We start from the raw sequence: 17,908 nt of genomic DNA, 5'->3' as shown, positions 1-17,908 counted from the left end.
CGACCATGCGCTGCCCGTTCTGCCGGCACGACGATACGCAGGTCGTCGACTCCCGCGTATCCGAAGACGGCGCCGCCATCCGGCGGCGGCGCCGTTGTCCGGCTTGCGACAAGCGCTTCACCACTTACGAGCGCGTCGAGCTCGCACTGCCGTCGGTCGTGAAGAAGGACGGTAGCCGCGTCGAGTTCGACCGCCGCAAGATCGTCTCGAGCATGAAGCTCGCGCTGCGCAAGCGGCCCGTTGCGGCCGACGCAATCGACGCCGCCGTTGCGCGCATCGAATACCAGTTGCTCGGCAGCGGCGAGCGCGAGGTACGAAGCGAACGGCTCGGCGAACTCGTGATGAACGAGTTGCGCGCGCTCGATACGATCGCCTATGTGCGCTTCGCGTCCGTCTACCGGCGTTTCGAAGACGTGTCCGAATTCGAGGATGTGATCGAGGAGTTTCGCCGGATGGCTTCGCCGCCCGGTCCGCCCAAACCCCGGCGCAAGCGCTGATTGGGCTGCAACCCACGGTGCAGCTCGCAGGCCTTCCGTTCGCGGTGCAGCAGGCTGCTTCGGAGGCAATGCGGAAGCGGCCAGATGCTCGCCGGCACTCTGCGCCACCGCATCGGCCATCAATTCGATTTGCTGCATTCTTCCCCCTTCCCGACCGTCGGGTCTCTTCGATGCGTTACCGTCGTGCCGCGTTCGACCGACACGCAATGTTGCGTGCGTTTGCCTTTGCGCGCTACCTGGCCATTCGGCATATTGTTAGCACCCTGAAGCAAAGGTAGATTCGCAGCCATCGTTGCTGACAACGGAGGCTGACGATGAGAAACGATGGCTGGACGAGATGCGTACGATGCGGCTTCACGCTGCTCGAAACGCTGGCGGTGGTCGCGTTGCTGGCTCTGCTTGCAGCGATGGCGACACCTTCGTTTGTCGCATGGCAGATGCGCGATCAGGTGGAGGCGCGTGCCCATGCACTGCTCTCAACGCTTGCTTACGCACGCAGCGAGGCGATCAGACAGGGCGTGCGCATTACCGTGTGCCGCATCGACGCGGCGAGACACTGTCTTGCCGCGGGGCAGGCCTGCCGCTCCGGTGCGGTTGACTGGTCATGCGGTTGGGCTGTGATGATCGAACGGGCGGGCGCCATGTTCGCGCTGCGAGCGCAGCCGGAACTCGCGGCGGTCAGCATCGCCGGCGCGTCGACGAATCTCACGTTTACGCCGCCCGCGGGACAGACGATCGGCAGCTTTCGCAGCTTCGATCTCGCGCCGCGCTTTTCGTCGAAGGCGACACAAGGCAACGCGTGGCGCCGTTGCATCCGGATTGCCGCCGGCGGACGCGCGCGTATCGCCGAGGGCGCTTGCGGAGCGTCGGCATGAAGATCTCACGCTTGCACTTGCGAACCTCGAAGGCCGGTTCACGCACCGCTTGTACTCGTGGCGAATCGCTGATCGAAGTCATGCTTGCGGTCGTGTTAACCGCGGTGACCGCACTCGGTCTGATTGCCGCGCAACTATGGATGATTCGCGATGCTCGAGCAGCGGCGGCGCGTGAGCACGCAGCGCTCGTTGCAGACGCGCTCGTCGAAGCGATGCACGGTGCGTCGCGCAGCAGCGCGGCGCTCGCGCAATGGCGTACCAGAGCGGGCTATCTGTTGCCGCAAGGCGAGGCGTCAGTGAGCGGCAGCGCCGATCGGATATCGGTGGCGCGCGTCACGTGGCACATGCTTGCCGGTGCACCGCGTTCGGGCGAAGTGATCGACATGCCGCCGCCATGCGGCGATGTCGCGATGCCGGCTGGCACGGCCTGTGTCGTGCTTGCGTTTGCCGAATGATGCGATCGGTTCTTCGCATTCGCGGGCACACGCTGCTCGAACTGACGATCGCGGTGGCGCTCGGCCTGATCGTGACAGCGGGCGCGATATCGCTGTACCGGTCGCAGCGGTTCGCTCTCGTGCGCGCCAACGATGCTGCGCAGATGCACGAAGCCGGGATGACGGCCCTCACGCTGATCGCGCTGCAATTGCAGATGGCCGGGTTCGCGCCTGTTGATTCTCCGTCGGCGACCCTGCTGTTCGCCTCCGGCGCTCTCTTTGGCTGCTCGTCTGCGCGTCCGGCCGGAGCAGACGATCGTCTCACGTGCGAAGCGCTCGCGAGCCGCTCGGATGGCATCGCGATCCGGTATATCGCCGACAACGTATCGACGTGGCCGTCCGCCGCCGCGCAGCCGACCGATTGCCTCGGCCAGGGGCTCGCGCACACGCTTGCCGACGCGCCGGGTGCACCGGTCGTCAACCGCTTTTATGCGAGAGCAAGCGGCTCGACGGGGGAGCCCGAACTTTACTGCGAGGGCAGTGGCAGCGCAGGTTCGTCGCAGCCGCTTGTCGAAGGTGTCGAACGGTTGCGGTTTCGCTATTGGCTGGCCGGCGCGTCCGCGGCGCTCGATGCGTCCGCGCTCACGCTCGCCCAATGGCGCAGTGTGGTTGCGGTCGATGTCTGCGTGCTCGTGCGCGGCGCCCGCGACGCCGCACCGAGTCGCTATGTCGATTGCGACGGCGTGTCGTTATTGGCCCCGGACAAGCGCGCTCGTGAGACGTTCTGGCGGCGCGTCGCGATCCGCAATAACAGTGGAGGTGAAACATGATGCGTGGCAGACCGAAGCGGATGCTCGCGATGAAGCGTTACACAGTACGGCGCGGCGGGCGCGCTCCGCGACGCGACAATGTGCCGCGGCGTTCGCGCAATCGCGGTGCGGCGTTGCCGATCGTGCTGATCCTGTCGTCGATGATGCTCGCCACATCGGCCGCGTGGTTCGAGACATCGGTTGCGGCGGCCCGCGGTGCGGCTAATCTGCAAGACCAGCTCGTCGCGTTTCATGCGGCGGACTCGGCGCTGACGTTGTGTGCACAACGTGTTGCGGCGGGCGAAGTGCTGTCTCGCGAAGCTGCACTGAATGGCGAACCCGCTGCGTGGAAAGTGTCCCCCGCGTTCAATGCAGCCGCATTTGCTCCGGTTGCCGTGTGGCCGGGTTCGTTCGAACCTCCGCAATGCGTAGTCGAGGCATGGCGTCTCGCCACGCGTCCCGCCGCGAGCGCATGGCTTCTCACCGCGCGCGGTTATGGCCGCACGCGCGATACGCAGGCCTGGTTGCAGCTTCAGCTCGTCGTAGACAACGGCATCGTCGAGCGTCATTGGCGGCGTATTGCGGCTCGGCCCTTTTGAGCGGACTGAGCGAACTGAGCGGACGCCCCATTTGTTTTCCGAATCATTGTGATGCCGGAATCGACCGGATGAAGCGCTGTATCATGAAGCACCGCACCGTAAAGCACCGCACCGTCGCCTTCACGTTACTCGAACTCGTGATTGCGCTCGCGATCATCGCCGTACTGGCTGCATTCGCGTTGCCGTCGTACCGGGCGCAGGTCGCGCGCGGACACAGAACGGATGCGGCCTCGGCACTCTATCGTGCGGCGCAGTATGTTGAATCGGCGCTGCGCGGCAGCAGCACGGTCGCATTGCCGGCGGGCTTCGATCAGGCGCCTCAGTCCGGCACGCCCGTCTATCGGTTGCAGATGTTGTCAGCCGATGACGCAAACGGCGGCTATACGCTGGAAGCGACGCCCGTCGATACGGGGCCGATGCGAGACGACCCATGCGGTACTTTCGTGCTCGATGCGTCCGGTTTGCGCGCGAATCGACCGGCGCCTGGTAAGGGCAGCATGTCGGGCGTCGATATCGCGCAGTGCTGGAACATGCGTTAGCCGGATTTTATCGACACCCACCGCCAAACCGGCACAGAGGGACAAGCCCTCGCCGCAACCTCAACCTCAACCTCAACCTCAACCGCAGCCGCAGCCGCAGCCGCAGCCGCAGCCGCAGCCGCTGCAACCGCAACCCTTATGCCTCACACTCACTGCCCCGACGTCCGCGCGCTGCCGCCGACATTCTTCCCCGCACCGCCGGCACCACCGCCGGTCTCGCGTCGCACCTGCTGCCAGATCCGGTAAGCCTCCCATGCGGCGAGCGCGACGCTGCCCCATTTCAGCACTGGCTTGGCGCCCGCCACCACGCTCGTGCGCAGAGGCTTCGCGAGCAGCAGCGACATCAGCGAACTGACGAGCGGATATTGCTTCATCAGCGCGCCAATGCCCTTCGTCGTTGCGCCGCGCGCGCCCCAGCGCATGCTTGCAAAGCCGGGCAGCACGAATTTGAGCCAGCTGAAATGAATGACCGCCTGGCGCAGTTCGAGCGTCGACTGCGCGAGCTCCATGCGCTCGACGTCCGCACGCACGATCAGCAGTTCCTTGCGCAGCGCCCGCAACTGCGGCGTGCTCAGATCCTTCGTCGCCTTATGCTGACGGCGAAATGCGCTATCTGAATGGACGTGGCTCATGAGGTATCGATAAAGCGTCAAAGATTGTTGAAGTCGTCAGCGCGAAACGGGCAACGGAACGAGCCAGCGCAAGAGCGACACAAGAGCAACACAAGCAGCAACAAGGACAGGCAAACAGGTCGAATGAGGCAATCCAGCCGACAACACCCGCTCACTCAGGATGTTTGCGGAAAATCTCGCGGTCCTTTTCGAACTCGTGGATGGTGGCTTCGAACACGGCCGGCGCATTGTGCAAATTACTACGCGCGCGCAGTCCGCAGACCAGCGCGGCGATCGCATAGACGATCGTAATACCCGCGAGCGATTGCCAGCGGTATGTGTCCCAGAACGCGATCGCAATGAGCGCGGTCAGCGCGATCAACGACATCATCGCGAGCATCATGGCCGCGAGGCCGAGAAAGAGCACGGCGAGCAGGCGCTCTTTTTCTTCTGCCAGCTCGATGCCGATCAGTTCGAGCCGGGTCTGCAGGATCGAAAAGACGGAACCGAAGATGCGGCGCAGCGGGCTTCGGTCCGAGCGCTGTGATTGGGTATCGGTGGTCATGACGTGAGCGCGTTACCCCGTGAAAGTGCACCGGAAGAGACTGGAAGGACATCGGAAGCGGCACAGGCTGCGCATTGAACCACACTCAACCCACACGCGGAACTCAAAGCCGGCCCGGCGCGCCGGACTGAAGCCCGGCTCGCGCCAGCCGTATCTGAAACGTGTCCGGCCAGAGGCGTCAGAAGTCTGACGCTAGCCGGCGCCTTGCCCGATGGAACACGACTTACCGCAGCGCCTCGTACATAAGGCACGCGCAACTTCGCGCAAATGCTCGTGCAAAAACCCGCACGGTAAGTCCCGGCACCACTGCCTGCTTTACTTCCGATTGATCAGCAGGCCCACCAGCACGCCGGCGCCGACCGCAATGCCAATCGACGTCCAGGGGTGCTCGTGTACGTAGTCGTCGGTCGCGCGTGCAGCCTTCTTGCCTTTCTCGACCACGACCACTTGCACATCCGCCGCTTTTTCCTTCGCCTGTTTGAGCCGCGACAACGCGGATTCGCGGAGTTCGGAAGCGCGTTCGCCGGTTGCGCTCGCGGCCTGCTTCAGCAGATCTTCAGCGTCTGCGAGGACTGTCTTGATATCCGACATCAATCTCTCCTTGTTAACTTCCGACATTGATTGCTCCCTTCGTGCACGCTACGCGTGAAATCGTAACCAAAGAAATCGCCGCTGGCGAGGGCGGCAGGTGACACGCGGACCACCGCAATACGCAGAATCCGTTCCCGGATGTCTGTTCGTGCCATAAACGTACAGCAAGCACGTACAGCAAGCGGCACATTGCCGTCGCCAGGAGGCACGGCCGGGACACCGCGAACCGGTCGAACACGCGTCGCCGGCTTTTCGCAGCGGCATAGCGCCGCACCTTGTCGACACGCTTGCATTATTAGCCCGCGAAGCTGATCTGTCCCGCTAAGTTTCACTCATCGCAACGAAAATTACAAAAAACTCATATGTGTATGACGCTCGGTTCGTTAGCCGCGCAGGCCAGCGTCCGTTATGCTTTAATTTTTTCCGGTTACCGTCGGCCGCGCTCGGCCCGGCCGGTTTATCCGGATGTTCACAGAGCGAACCTTCAAAGGAGTTGCATGATGAGTCTACGTCTTGGCGACACCGCGCCTGACTTCGAACAGGATTCGAGCATCGGCCGGATCAAATTTCACGAGTGGCTCGGCGATAGCTGGGGCGTGCTTTTCTCGCATCCCGCCGACTTTACGCCGGTCTGCACGACCGAACTCGGCCTGACTGCGAAGCTCGCGAGCGAGTTCGAAAAGCGCAATGTGAAGACCATCGCGTTGTCGGTCGACAGCGCGAAATCGCATAACGAGTGGATCAAGGACATCAACGAGACGCAGGCTGCGAGCGTCGGCTTTCCGATTCTCGCCGACGGCGACCGCAAGGTGTCGGAGCTGTACGACATGATTCACCCGAACGCGAACGAAACGCTGACGGTGCGCTCGCTCTTCATCATCGATCCGAAGAAGAAGGTGCGCCTCATCATCACGTATCCGGCCAGCACGGGTCGCAATTTCGACGAAGTGCTGCGCGTGATCGACTCGTTGCAGCTAACCGACAACTACCAGGTCGCGACGCCGGGCAACTGGAAGCATGGCGACGACGTGGTGATCGTGCCGTCGTTGAAGGACGAGGACGTGATCAAACAGAAATTCCCGAAGGGCTACAAGGCGCTGCGGCCGTACCTGCGCATGACGCCGCAGCCGAACCTGAAGTAAGCCGCAAGCCTCGGCCGAAACAGACGCGCAAGCAGGAACGGGCGCGCGAGCAGTAACGGACCCACAAGCCAGGCCGGACCGCGGGTGGACAGCGCCCGCGGTCCGGCTTTTTCATTTCCTGTTCAGCTTTCGAAGCCTGTCTGGAAAGTCAGGCGGCACAACGCGCATCGATCAGACTGTCCACCGTTCGTATCACGAACTCCGGGCTGATCGCCGCCGTGCACTGGAACTGCTGTGTGCGGCCGTCCGCCCGGCGCGGACACCAGTTGAAGTTGTCGGCATCGAATTCATGCGCGGTGTCGTTGAAGCAGCTATTGCATGCGTGAAAGTTGATCACGCGCCATGGCGTGTGAAACTCGGTCTTCGGATGCGAAAAGCCGCTGATCATCACGACCGGCGTGCCGACCGCCCATGCCAGCCACGACAGGCCGCTGCCAAGCCCGACGAAAAACTCCGCATGCATCAGCAAACTCGCGCGCTCTTGCAGCGGACGTTCGCCGGTGAAGTCCTCGGCGCCTTCGGGCATCCGGTTCAACGCGCCCGGCAGCCCATACTCGCGATCGCGGTCGATGCACAGCACGCGCAGGCCAAGCCGCTTCAGATGCGCGATCAGCGTCGGCCAGCCGCGCGGGTTGTTCCAGTACTTGCATTGGGCGGTCGCCTGCGTCGCGATGCAGACATACGGTTCGGCGATACGGCGCGAGGTATCGGCGACGACGATCCGCGGCCGCCGCTCGCCGGGCGGCACGCCGAGCATATACGCGGCGGCGTCCTGCATGCTGCTCACGCGCGGGTCGGTCGGCTGGTGGTCGCGCTCGTCGTATGGCGAGAAAAGGCCGATGTGGTATGTCGCGTAGAACGGCGCACCGGCGGCTTCCAGAGATTGAACCTCGCGGTCGGCAACGAGCTTCAGCGCCGGATAGCCTTCGCGAAAGAGCGGCTGCAGATGCGCCGGCAGCGCCACATGCAAGTCGCAACGATGCTGCTCGCGAAACGCATCGATCACGGGCATCCACGCAATCGAATCGCCGAGCGCGGCCGATGCGAGCCGCACGAGTACCGGCTTTGCGCGCGCATCGAAGGCATGCTCGAACACGAGCCGATTGCCGTCGAACACCTGCAGCAGCGTGCGCACGAAATACTTGCGGCGGCTCGTCACCGTTTCGCCGGCTCGAACCGCTTCGTCGAAGACGACGTTGTGCGTGTCGAGATCGAGCATCCGCACGCGCCATCCGTCGACGTTCACCTGCACGCGGCAGCCGTAGTTGAAGTCGAAGCGGATGCCCTCGGGCCCGCTCAGCGCAGGCGCGCCGGGCCGCGCAAAGCTCGATTCGGTGAGGCCGCGCTGGCCGCGCTGCGCGGCGGGGCGGACGGATTCGCTCATGGTGTCTCCGGGTCAGTCGGCGCCGAGTCAGTCTGTCGACCCCGCGTCGAAGATCGGAATCGGCGCATCACAAAAATGCTGCCGACACCTTAAGCGGACGCTTCATCCGCGCGTATTGGACAAATCTTAAAAAACCACCGCCAGCGATCCGAATCCGTTAACAAACTTAAAAGAAAGCCTGAATCCCGGTCTGCGCGCGCCCGAGAATCAGCGCGTGGATATCGTGCGTGCCTTCGTATGTGTTCACGACTTCGAGATTCACGAGATGCCGCGCGACGCCGAACTCGTCCGATATGCCGTTGCCGCCGAGCATGTCGCGCGCGGCGCGCGCGATCTCGAGCGACTTGCCGCATGAGTTGCGCTTCATCATCGATGTGATTTCGACGGCCGCCGTGCCTTCGTCCTTCATGCGGCCAAGCCGCAGCACGCTTTGCAGGCCGAGCGTGATTTCGGTCTGCATATCGGCGAGCTTTTTCTGGATCAGCTGGTTCGCGGCAAGCGGCCGGCCGAACTGCTTGCGGTCGAGCACGTACTGGCGCGCGGTGTGCCAGCACGATTCGGCCGCGCCGAGCGCGCCCCACGCGATGCCGTAGCGCGCCGAGTTCAGACACGTGAACGGCCCGCGCAGGCCCTTGACGCCCGGCAGCAGGTTTTCTTCGGGCACGAAGACGTCGTCGAGCACCACTTCGCCGGTGATCGACGCGCGCAGCCCGATCTTGCCGTGAATGGCGGGCGCGCTGAGACCCTTCGAGCCTTTCTCGAGGATAAAGCCGCGAATCTCGTCCTCGCCGTTTTCCTCGAGCTGCGCCCATACGACGAACACATCGGCGATCGGCGAATTCGTGATCCACATCTTCGAGCCGGACAGCGAATAGCCGCCGTCGACCTGCTTCGCGCGCGTGACCATATTGGCCGGGTCCGAGCCATGGTTCGGCTCGGTCAGGCCGAAGCAGCCGATCCATTCGCCGCTTGCGAGCTTCGGCAGGTATTTGTCTTTCTGCGCGTCCGTGCCGAATTCGAAGATCGGCACCATCACGAGCGACGATTGCACGGACATCATCGACCGGTAGCCGGAATCGATGCGCTCGACTTCGCGCGCGATCAGCCCATAGCTCACGTAGTTAAGCCCGGGGCCGCCGTATTGTTCGGGAATCGTCGGGCCGAGCAGGCCCAGTTCGCCCATTTCGCGGAAGATCGCGACGTCGGTCTTTTCATGGCGAAACGCTTCGAGCACGCGCGGCGCCAGCTTGTCCTGCGCGTATGCTGCGGCGGCATCGCGCACCATGCGTTCTTCGTCGGTGAGCTGCTGATTGAAAAGCAGCGGGTCGTCCCAGTGGAAATGCGCGCGCGCCATGGTGAATCTCCTGAATGCTGAATCGTCGCCCTGAAGCCCGGGTACACGAACGACTTGACGGGAGTTCCGCTGTGCGAAACAATGTTTTGCAAATGACGTTCGAGTGTACCATCCGATGACTGCTCCCGCACCCTCGATCGACGAGCGCAAGTTCGTCGTCGCACTCGCGCGCGGGCTCGATCTGCTGCGCGCTTTCCGGCCCGGCGAGACGCTGCTCGGCAATCGCGACTTCGTGGAGCGCACGGGTCTGCCTAAAGCGACCGTCAACCGTCTTGCTTATACGCTGACGGTGCTCGGCTATCTGCGTTTCGACGAGGCGCTCGGCAAATATGCGCTCGATGCGGGCGTGCTGTCGCTAGGTTTCGCATTGTTGTCGGGCACCGATACGCTCGAACTGGCGCGGCCGCATCTGCGCGCGTTCGCGCGCGAGGTCGGCGCGGCCGTCTCGCTCGGCTGCCGCGACGGGCTCGACATGGTCTATCTGGAGACCATCCGCAGCGAGACCGCCCTCACGCTCGGGCTCGCTTCGGGTTCGAGGCTGTCGATGCTGACGAGTTCGATGGGGCGCGCGTATCTCGCGGTACAGCCGGTCGATGTGCGCGAGGCGCTGTTCGCCGAGCTCGCGCAGGCGGCGGGCGATTCCGGCGTGGCGCAGGTGGAAGCCGCACGCGTCGAAGTCGACGCATTCGAAGCAGCCGGCTGCTGCTATTCGTTTCGCGCGTGGCACGAAGACGTCAACGCGGTCGCCGTGCCGTTTCGCGATCCGCGCGATCGACGATGGCTCGTGCTCAGCTGCAGCGGCCCGGCCTCGTCGATGGGGGAGGACGTGTTTCGCGAGCGTGTCGCGCCGCGGCTCGAAGCGCTCGCGCGGCGGCTCGGCGACACGGTTCAACGCGCATAGCGCGCGAGAGGCCGCGCGCAGGCCGTCTTCAGCGTGCCTTCAGGCGAACCTTTCAGCCGAACCTTTCAGCCGAACCGTTCAGCCGAACCGTTCAGCCGAACCCTTCACGTCGCCCTTCATGCCACCCGGTTCTCGCTACCCGCAAACAACGGCCCCTGCACGAACCGCACATCGTATTGCTGCAGCATCTCGAACTGCGCCTCGGTCGCGACGCGATCGAAAATCAACGGTATGCGCAGCCGGTTCGCATAGCCGACGAGCGGCTTCACCATCGCATCGCGCAGCGCGGCGCCCGCATCCATCTTGACGAAATCGAGCCGCGCCATATCGGACACCGACAGAATCTGCCCTGCGTTCGGCAGATTCCCCGCCACCTTGAACCCGTAGTGCTGATAGCTCTTCGTCAGATAGCCGAGAAACGTGCGATGCGCGACGGCGGCCGGCGGCAGCTCGATCACGATGCGCGACGGATTGAGCCCGAACGAGATCAGCACCGTCGAGAAGTGCCGCCCGTGGTCGTAGCGCACGCTCTTCAGCAGACGCTCGTGCACGCGCAGAAACAGCAACCCGTGCCGCTGCGCGCCGAAGAAGTTGATCGCATGCATGCCGCGTGACATGCGATCGAGCGCGACCAGTTCCTGATCGTCGGACACATGATCGAACGGGTCGAACGTGTCGATGTGCGTTCCGTTCAGGTGCTGCGTGACTGCCTGGAAGCCGAGTTCGTCGCCGAAGCGGTCGGCGCTTTGCGGCGCCGACGACAGCGACTGCGCGAGCGCATGCACGCTGATATCGAAGATCGGCTCGTACGCACTGCCGATTTCGAAGTCGGCGTAATGCGCGACCGCGCTGTCGCGATGGGAGTCCGTGCCCATGCGCAAATGCTCGCGCAGAAACGGAAGAGTCGATGCGCGGTCAACGAGTTCGGAAATGTTCAACGGGATCATGGGTGAGCGCAGGGTGTGGCACGCATGTGACGCGCAAGGATCGCGCATGGACCTCGTGGAGCGATCAATCGCGTTCGAATTCGAATAAACGACGGGCGCCGCAGCGGCGCTGTCGCATCTCTGATGGTAGCAGCGGGCGCCAGATCGCGACTCACCAATTACTGATAACGATTCATGCGCGGGCCCATCCACCAGGGTTTACGTGATTTTCACTAATCGTAATTCGTTTTACCATTCGTAAATCAACGGAATCGAATGACTGGAATCGAATCGACGGAGATTCACATGACCACATCGACACGGCCCGGGCGCGACGCGGCGGGCCGAAGTGCCGCCGGCGGCGCCCGGCAGCCGGCTGACGCGCGCGGCGGCAACCCGAACCTTCGCGCGCCCTATCAATCCGGCTTCGCCAACGAGTTTGCAACCGAAGCGCTGCCCGGCGCGCTGCCGCATGGCCGCAACTCGCCGCAACGCGCGCCGTACGGGCTCTACGCCGAGCAGCTGTCGGGCACCGCGTTCACCGCACCGCGCGGGGAGAACCGGCGCTCGTGGCTGTACCGCATCCGCCCGGCGGCGATGCATGGACCGTTCACGCCGTTGCCGTCGGATCATCTCGTCGCGAACTTCGCGGGCGTGCCGCCGACGCCGCCGGACCAGTTGCGCTGGGATCCGCTGCCGATGCCGTCGAAGCCGACCGACTTCGTCGACGGCTCGGTGACATGGGCCGGCAACGGCGCCGCCGAAGCGATGAGCGGCTGCGCGATTCATCTGTATGCGGCGAACCGCTCGATGCACGACCGTTTTTTCTACAGCGCGGACGGCGAGCTGCTGATCGTCCCGCAGCATGGGCGCCTCGCCATTGCGACCGAACTCGGCAAGCTCGACGTCGAGCCGTTCGAAATCGCGGTGATTCCGCGCGGCGTGCGCTTTAGCGTCGCGTTGCCGGACGGCGAAGCGCGCGGCTATATCTGCGAGAATTTCGGGGCGCTGTTGCGGCTGCCCGACCTCGGGCCGATCGGCTCGAACGGTCTTGCCAATCCGCGCGACTTCCTGACACCGCATGCGGCCTATGAAGATCGAGAAGGCGCATTCGAGCTGATCGCCAAGCTCAATGGGCAGCTGTGGCGCGCCGATATCGATCATTCGCCGCTCGACGTCGTCGCGTGGCACGGCAACTACGCCCCGTACAAATACGACCTGCGGCATTTCAATACGATCGGCTCGATCAGTTTCGATCATCCCGATCCGTCGATTTTCCTCGTGCTGCAATCGCCGAGCGATACGCCAGGCGTCGATACGATCGACTTCGTGATCTTTCCGCCGCGCTGGCTCGCGGCCGAAGATACATTTCGCCCGCCGTGGTTCCACCGCAACGTCGCCAGCGAATTCATGGGTCTCGTGCACGGTGCTTATGACGCGAAGGCCGAAGGCTTCGTGCCCGGCGGCGCGAGTCTGCACAACTGCATGTCGGGGCACGGACCCGATGCCGAAACCTTCGAAAAAGCGTCGCACAGCGACACGACGAAACCGCATAAGGTCAGCGACACAATGGCGTTCATGTTCGAAACGCGCACGCTGATCCGGCCGACGCGCTTTGCGCTCGAAAGCACGCAACTGCAAACCGGTTACGCCGCGTGCTGGCAAGGTCTCAGGAAACATTTCAACGCGGAGCAGCAATGAGTATCGGTGGCGAACTTCAGGCAACGCTCGATGCGTCGCGCAAGAGCTGGGTCGAGACCGCCAACGATCCGATCTGCGATTTTCCGATTCAAAACCTGCCGTTCGGCGTGTTCAGCGACTGGAACAGTCAAGCGCGGCGCGCGGGCGTGGCGATCGGCGACCTGATCGTCGATCTCGCCGCGCTCGAAAGCGCGGGGCTGCTGACTGTCGCATCGCCGGGCGCGCATAGCGCCTCGAACAACGATGCAAGCGTGTTCGCGCGAGATTCGCTGAACGCATTCATTGCGCTTGGCCGCGACGCATGGCGCAGCGTGCGCGTGCAACTGAGCGCGCTTCTCGAGCGCGAGAACCCGCGCCTGCGCGACGACGACGCGCTGAAAGCGCGCGTCTTCGTACCGATGTCGGACGCGACGCTGCATCTTCCGGTCGAGATTCCCGGTTACACGGACTTCTATTCGTCGAAGGAGCATGCGACGAATGTCGGCTCGATGTTCCGCGACCCGGCCAACGCGTTGCTGCCGAACTGGCTCGAGATCCCGATCGGTTACAACGGGCGCGCGTCGTCGGTGGTCGTAAGCGGCACGCCGGTGCGGCGGCCCAATGGCCAACTGAAACTGCCCGATACGCCGCGCCCGGTATTCGGCACGTGCCGCAAGCTCGATATCGAACTCGAAACCGGCTTTATCGTCGGGCGCGGCAATGCGCTCGGCGAGCCGATTGCGTGCGCCGATGCGCAAGACCATATCTTCGGCATGGTGCTGCTCAACGACTGGAGCGCACGCGATATCCAGCAATGGGAATACGTGCCGCTCGGCCCGTTCAACTCGAAGACGTTTGCCACGACCATTTCGCCGTGGATCGTCACGCTCGACGCGCTCGAACCGTTTCGCGTCGCGCAGCCGACGCAGGAGCCGGCGCCGCTCGACTATCTGCGGCATCGTTCGGACGGCAGGCATGGGTTCGATATCGAACTCGAGGTGCGCATGCGCGCGCGCAACGCGCGTCGCGCGACGACGATCGCCCGCACGAACTTCCGCCATATGTACTGGACGATGGCGCAGCAACTCGCGCATCACACGGTGTCGGGCTGCAATACGCGGGTCGGCGATCTGATGGGGTCCGGGACGATCAGCGGGCCGACCGCCGACTCGTACGGCAGCCTGCTCGAGTTGACGTGGAACGGGAAAAAACCGCTCGAGCTCGAAGAAGGCGGCACGCGCACGTTTATCGACGATGGCGACGAGCTGACGCTGGCCGGATGGTGTCAGGGCGACGGGTATCGCGTGGGCTTCGGCACGTGCGTCGGCGAGGTCTTGCCGGCAAGAGTATGAAAAGCGTGAAGCACGCGTGAAGGGTTCGCGCTACTGCAAAGCCCGCACCGTGCCGCGGCGTCGTTCCCATATCGCGGCGCCGAGGAACGCGAGCGCACTCGCGAGCAGCACGCCGATCAGCGCATCGTCGCCGACGTGTTTCATCAACGCGCCGGCAATGAGCGGGCCGCCGAAGCTCGCGACGCTCCACGACGCGCCGACAAGCGAACTCGCGGACACGAGCGCCGCGCCGCGAAAGCGCTCGCCGCAGGCGACGAGCGACAGCGTATAGATGGCGCCGGCCGCGCCGCCCAGCACGTAAAGCAGCGGCCAGCACAGCCACGGCACGGCGACCGCCCAGCGCAACAGCGCGAGCAACACGACGACAACCACGGCCGCGCCGATATGCACGCGCTCGCGGCCCAGATGATCGGCGAGCCAGCCGATCGGGAATTGCAGCGTCGTGTCGCCGAACAGCATCGCCGATGCGAACAGCACGGCGACGCTCGCGGTGAAGCCGTGCGTCATCGCAAAGAGCGGGATCAGCGACAGCGCGAGCGTATCGAACAGGGCGAAAAAGCCGGTGCCGATCACGAGCGCGGACATCTGCGGCAGCACGTGCCGCCAGTTGCCGTGCGGTTCCGGTTCGCCGGCGGCGCGCCGCGTCGTGCGCATGGCAGCGAGCATCGGCAGCGCGAGCAGAAAAATCGCGCCGCATACGAGAAAGCGCGAGCCGGCGAACCGCGCGATGCGGCTGACGAGCACGGGTCCGGCCATCTGGAACAGCGTGAAGTTCGTCGCGTAGATCGCGATCACGCGGGCGCGCGACGCGTCGTCGGCGAGCTGGTTGACCCATGCTTCGCCGAACGTGAAGAGCAGCATCAGCGCGAAGCCGCAGACGACGCGCAACACGGCCCAGACGAACAGATTCGTCGTGACTTGCATCGACGCAGTGGCGAGCGCCACCGCAAGTACGGCGCCGACGATCACCTGACGGCCCGAAAAGCGCGCGCCGACCCAGCCGGTCAGCGGCACGGCGGCGAGCCCGCCGCCCGCTTGCGCCGCAGTGAGCAGGCCGACGACATCGGTGCCGTAGCCCGCGCCGGTGAGGGCGAGCGCGGTCAGCGGAAGCGTGGCGCCCATGCCGAGCCCGACCACGGCGACGCTGAGAATGAGCGCAACAAAATCGCGCGAGAAGATCACTTTCATCGGCCGTGATGCTACTACGCAGGGGCGCTGCCGCGCCCAGCGACGCCGCGCCTCAGCCAGGCACCGCCATCCGTTGCGCGCGCCGTTCGAGCGAAACGGACCACAAGGTCAGCGCGACGGCGCCGGCGGCCGTCGCGACGCCGACCCACGGCAGCGCCGTGAGCGGCGCGCCCGCGCCGATCGCCATGCCGCCGAGCCATGCGCCTGTGGCATTGCCGAGATTGAACGCGCCCTGGTTCAACGTCGATGCGAGATTCGGCGCATGGCTTGCGCGATCGACAATCAGCATCTGCAACGGCGGCACGATCGCGAAGGCGAGTACGCCCCATGCGAACACGGTGACGAGCGCGGGAATCTGCGCATGCATCGCGGCCGCGAACACGACGAGAATCGCGACGATCGCGAGCAGGAACGCGAGCAGCGACTGCACGGGCCGCCAGTCGGCGAGCCTGCCGCCGAGCGTGCTGCCGACCGTGAGCCCGAGGCCGAACAGCAGCAGCACGAGGGTGACCGCGTGCGGCGTAAAGCCGGTCACGTCTTCGAGAATCGGCGTGATGTAGGTGAAGGTCGAGAACAGGCTTGCCGACGCGAGCACGCTCGTGCCGAGCACCATCAGTACCTGCGGATTTTTCAGCACCTTGAATTCGTGCAGCAGGCTCGCCTTCTGCATCTCGATGCGCGACGGCAGGCAGACTGCGAGCGCCGCGGCGGCGAGCACGCCGATCACGGTGACCGCCCAGAACGTCGAGCGCCAGCCGACTGCCTGGCCGAGCGCGGTGCCGAGCGGCACGCCGAGCACATTCGCGAGCGTGAGGCCCGTGAACATCAGTGCGATCGCCTGTGCGCGGCGGTTCGGCGCGACGAGGCCCGCGGCGACCACCGATCCGATGCCGAAGAATGCGCCATGGCAGAACGCCGTGACGATGCGCGCAATCATCAGCACCGCATAGTTCGGCGCGATCGCGCATAGCAGGTTACCGACGATAAACACGCCGATCAGGCTCATCAGCGCTTTCTTGCGCGGCATGTTCGCGACCGCGATCGCGACGATCGGTGCGCCGATCGTGACGCCGAGCGCATAGGCCGAGACGAGCATGCCGGCCGCCGGAATCGACACGGCGAGATCGCGCGCGACGTCGGGCAGCAGCCCCATGATGACGAATTCAGTCGTGCCGATGCCGAATGCGGCAATGGCCAGGGCAAAAAGGGGCAGGGGCATGATCGGGAGCGCCGGCGCGCCGCGCTCGCGCGCGTTCGGGACGAAGCGCGTCGGAGCGTCGCGGCGGATCAGGAAAGTCGGTAGGGGATTGTACCTAAGCCGAAACCCTTGCGAAGCGCAATCTCGGCCGCTGTTGTTTTTTTTCGCAGGCGACGAAAACGCGGTGACGATGCGACGCCGATGCGGCGAGGAAGTCGGGCGTCAGTCGACCGTCGAGCGGTGCGATCAGCCACCCGATGAGCCACCCGATGAGCCACCCGATGGATCGAGCGCGCTTCCGTGCCTGCCAGCGCCGCCGGCAAAGCGTGCGGCGAGCGCCATGCCCTCGCCGAGCACTGCCGCGTAACCGCCCGCGCCTTCTCGGCGTAACGCGTCGGCGAGATCGTCGAGCATGCTGTTTGCGTATGCCGAACGGCGGTCCGCGAGCAATGCCGCCTGAGGCAGCGCGGCCAGTTCCGCGGCGAGCTTTTCGGCGGCGGCGCGCGCCGTGCCGTCGTCGACGATGCGATTCGCGAGCCCGAATGCAAACGCCTCGTCGGCGCCGAGCGCGCGGCCCGTCAGAATCAGATCGAGCGCGCGCGACAAACCAATGAGCCGCGGCAGGCGAACCGTGCCGCCATCGATGAGCGGAATGCCGACGCGCCGGCAAAACACACCGAGCACGGCGGAACGCTCGACGACGCGCAGATCGCACATCGCCGCAAGCTCGAGCCCGCCCGCGACCGCGTACCCCGCGATCGCGGCGATCACGGGCTTTGCGAACGGCGTGCGCGTCGGGCCCATCGGGCCCGGACCGCTGCCGTCGGCATGCAGCTCGTTGCGGCGCGTGTCGTCGTCGAGCGCGGTAAGATCGGCGCCTGCGCAGAACGTGCCGCCCGCGCCGAACAGCACGGCAACGCGCCAGTCCGCGTGGCTTTCGACACGCGCGAACGCGGCGGACAAGGCGTTTGCCGTCGGGCGATCGACTGCATTGCGGCGCGCGGGCCGATCGAGCACGATCGTTGCGACCGCATCGATCGCTTCGATGCGTACATGTTCACCAAATGTTTCGAGGGTCATCGTCATCTCCCGATGCAAGTCGATCGGAGTCGTCGCAATACGTGCTTCGATTTGCTCGAAATACCACATGTGCGCAGCGAAATCGCTTGCCTAAGTGACACGGCCTTTTCACAATCGACTCGTAGCGTAAGCACCGCTCATATGCCGGTTCGATCGGCTCTCCAGCGTACTGCGCGCCGGCCG

At 64.6% G+C, this 17,908-nt stretch carries 19 protein-coding genes; 10 read left to right on the top strand and 9 right to left on the bottom strand.

Going from position 1 to position 17,908, the window contains the following annotated elements; translation table 11 throughout:
• Window positions 1–5 precede the first annotated feature (5 nt).
• The 6 genes from nrdR to QYH69_RS28275 all read left to right on the top strand — a co-directional run bounded on the left by nrdR (window position 6) and on the right by QYH69_RS28275 (window position 3,753).
• Window positions 6–497, top strand: coding sequence for a transcriptional regulator NrdR (nrdR, locus tag QYH69_RS28300; protein WP_075158021.1), 492 nt, complete (start codon window positions 6–8; stop codon window positions 495–497).
• 314 nt (window positions 498–811) lie between these two features.
• A complete protein-coding gene (locus tag QYH69_RS28295; RefSeq protein WP_308835022.1) occupies window positions 812–1,372 on the top strand; it encodes a GspH/FimT family pseudopilin in 561 nt (186 codons plus the stop codon).
• Window positions 1,369–1,827, top strand: coding sequence for a hypothetical protein (locus tag QYH69_RS28290; RefSeq protein WP_308835021.1), 459 nt, complete (start codon window positions 1,369–1,371; stop codon window positions 1,825–1,827). Before QYH69_RS28295 ends, QYH69_RS28290 begins: the two co-directional genes overlap by 4 nt.
• A complete protein-coding gene (locus QYH69_RS28285; RefSeq protein WP_308835020.1) occupies window positions 1,824–2,636 on the top strand; it encodes a PilW family protein in 813 nt (270 codons plus the stop codon). The genes QYH69_RS28290 and QYH69_RS28285 overlap by 4 nt, the downstream gene beginning before the upstream one ends.
• Window positions 2,633–3,214 (top strand): pilus assembly PilX N-terminal domain-containing protein, encoded by a 582-nt coding sequence (locus QYH69_RS28280; RefSeq protein ID WP_308835019.1) that lies wholly within the window; start codon window positions 2,633–2,635, stop codon window positions 3,212–3,214. The genes QYH69_RS28285 and QYH69_RS28280 overlap by 4 nt, the downstream gene beginning before the upstream one ends.
• Before the next feature lie 83 nt (window positions 3,215–3,297).
• Entirely contained in the window at window positions 3,298–3,753 is a 456-nt protein-coding gene (locus QYH69_RS28275; protein WP_308835018.1) for a type IV pilin protein, read from the top strand.
• A 149-nt stretch (window positions 3,754–3,902) separates the two neighbouring features.
• Here QYH69_RS28275 and QYH69_RS28270 read toward each other — a convergent pair whose 3' ends face one another.
• The 3 genes from QYH69_RS28270 to QYH69_RS28260 form a co-directional block, all read right to left on the bottom strand.
• The gene (locus QYH69_RS28270; RefSeq protein WP_308835017.1) at window positions 3,903–4,385 is read right to left on the bottom strand and encodes a DUF3318 domain-containing protein; all 483 of its coding nucleotides are present in this window, start codon (window positions 4,383–4,385) and stop codon (window positions 3,903–3,905) included.
• 151 nt (window positions 4,386–4,536) lie between these two features.
• Entirely contained in the window at window positions 4,537–4,929 is a 393-nt protein-coding gene (locus QYH69_RS28265; protein ID WP_308835016.1) for a phage holin family protein, read from the bottom strand.
• A 315-nt stretch (window positions 4,930–5,244) separates the two neighbouring features.
• On the bottom strand, window positions 5,245–5,547 hold the full coding sequence (locus QYH69_RS28260) for a YqjD family protein (RefSeq protein ID WP_075158017.1): 303 nt from the start codon (window positions 5,545–5,547) through the stop codon (window positions 5,245–5,247).
• A gap of 473 nt (window positions 5,548–6,020) precedes the next feature.
• Between QYH69_RS28260 and QYH69_RS28255 the strand changes: the two genes are divergently transcribed.
• Complete coding sequence (locus tag QYH69_RS28255; RefSeq protein ID WP_308835034.1) at window positions 6,021–6,662, top strand: peroxiredoxin; 642 nt, start codon at window positions 6,021–6,023, stop codon at window positions 6,660–6,662.
• A gap of 148 nt (window positions 6,663–6,810) precedes the next feature.
• Here the strand turns inward: QYH69_RS28255 and QYH69_RS28250 are convergent, their stop codons facing one another.
• Window positions 6,811–8,046, bottom strand: coding sequence for an autotransporter strand-loop-strand O-heptosyltransferase (locus tag QYH69_RS28250; protein WP_308835015.1), 1,236 nt, complete (start codon window positions 8,044–8,046; stop codon window positions 6,811–6,813).
• A gap of 166 nt (window positions 8,047–8,212) precedes the next feature.
• Window positions 8,213–9,400 (bottom strand): acyl-CoA dehydrogenase, encoded by a 1,188-nt coding sequence (locus QYH69_RS28245; RefSeq protein WP_308835014.1) that lies wholly within the window; start codon window positions 9,398–9,400, stop codon window positions 8,213–8,215.
• A 115-nt stretch (window positions 9,401–9,515) separates the two neighbouring features.
• Here QYH69_RS28245 and QYH69_RS28240 point away from each other — a divergent pair, with 115 nt between their 5' ends.
• Complete coding sequence (locus tag QYH69_RS28240) at window positions 9,516–10,301, top strand: IclR family transcriptional regulator (RefSeq protein ID WP_308835013.1); 786 nt, start codon at window positions 9,516–9,518, stop codon at window positions 10,299–10,301.
• Between the two features lie 116 nt (window positions 10,302–10,417).
• Here the strand turns inward: QYH69_RS28240 and QYH69_RS28235 are convergent, their stop codons facing one another.
• Window positions 10,418–11,248 (bottom strand): EAL domain-containing protein, encoded by an 831-nt coding sequence (locus tag QYH69_RS28235; protein ID WP_308835012.1) that lies wholly within the window; start codon window positions 11,246–11,248, stop codon window positions 10,418–10,420.
• A gap of 285 nt (window positions 11,249–11,533) precedes the next feature.
• Between QYH69_RS28235 and hmgA the strand changes: the two genes are divergently transcribed.
• The gene (gene hmgA, locus QYH69_RS28230) at window positions 11,534–12,928 is read left to right on the top strand and encodes a homogentisate 1,2-dioxygenase (RefSeq protein ID WP_308835011.1); all 1,395 of its coding nucleotides are present in this window, start codon (window positions 11,534–11,536) and stop codon (window positions 12,926–12,928) included.
• Window positions 12,925–14,259: a fumarylacetoacetase gene (gene fahA / locus QYH69_RS28225; protein WP_308835010.1), complete on the top strand. Its 1,335-nt coding sequence runs from the start codon at window positions 12,925–12,927 to the stop codon at window positions 14,257–14,259. The genes hmgA and fahA overlap by 4 nt, the downstream gene beginning before the upstream one ends.
• Before the next feature lie 30 nt (window positions 14,260–14,289).
• On the opposite strand, the gene QYH69_RS28220 is transcribed toward fahA, so the two are convergent.
• The 3 genes from QYH69_RS28220 to QYH69_RS28210 all read right to left on the bottom strand — a co-directional run bounded on the left by QYH69_RS28220 (window position 14,290) and on the right by QYH69_RS28210 (window position 17,725).
• On the bottom strand, window positions 14,290–15,447 hold the full coding sequence (locus QYH69_RS28220) for an MFS transporter (RefSeq protein WP_308835009.1): 1,158 nt from the start codon (window positions 15,445–15,447) through the stop codon (window positions 14,290–14,292).
• 52 nt (window positions 15,448–15,499) lie between these two features.
• Window positions 15,500–16,666, bottom strand: a complete 1,167-nt coding sequence (locus QYH69_RS28215; protein WP_308835008.1) for an MFS transporter — start codon at window positions 16,664–16,666, stop codon at window positions 15,500–15,502.
• A gap of 225 nt (window positions 16,667–16,891) precedes the next feature.
• Complete coding sequence (locus tag QYH69_RS28210; protein WP_308835007.1) at window positions 16,892–17,725, bottom strand: crotonase/enoyl-CoA hydratase family protein; 834 nt, start codon at window positions 17,723–17,725, stop codon at window positions 16,892–16,894.
• Window positions 17,726–17,908: the final 183 nt, after the last annotated feature.

This window comes from Paraburkholderia sp. SARCC-3016, assembly GCF_031119615.1.
In the GTDB taxonomy this organism is placed as follows: Bacteria; Pseudomonadota; Gammaproteobacteria; order Burkholderiales; family Burkholderiaceae; genus Paraburkholderia.
Note: the sequence above shows the minus strand (reverse complement) of the source record. Positions and strands in the feature narration are given on the sequence as shown.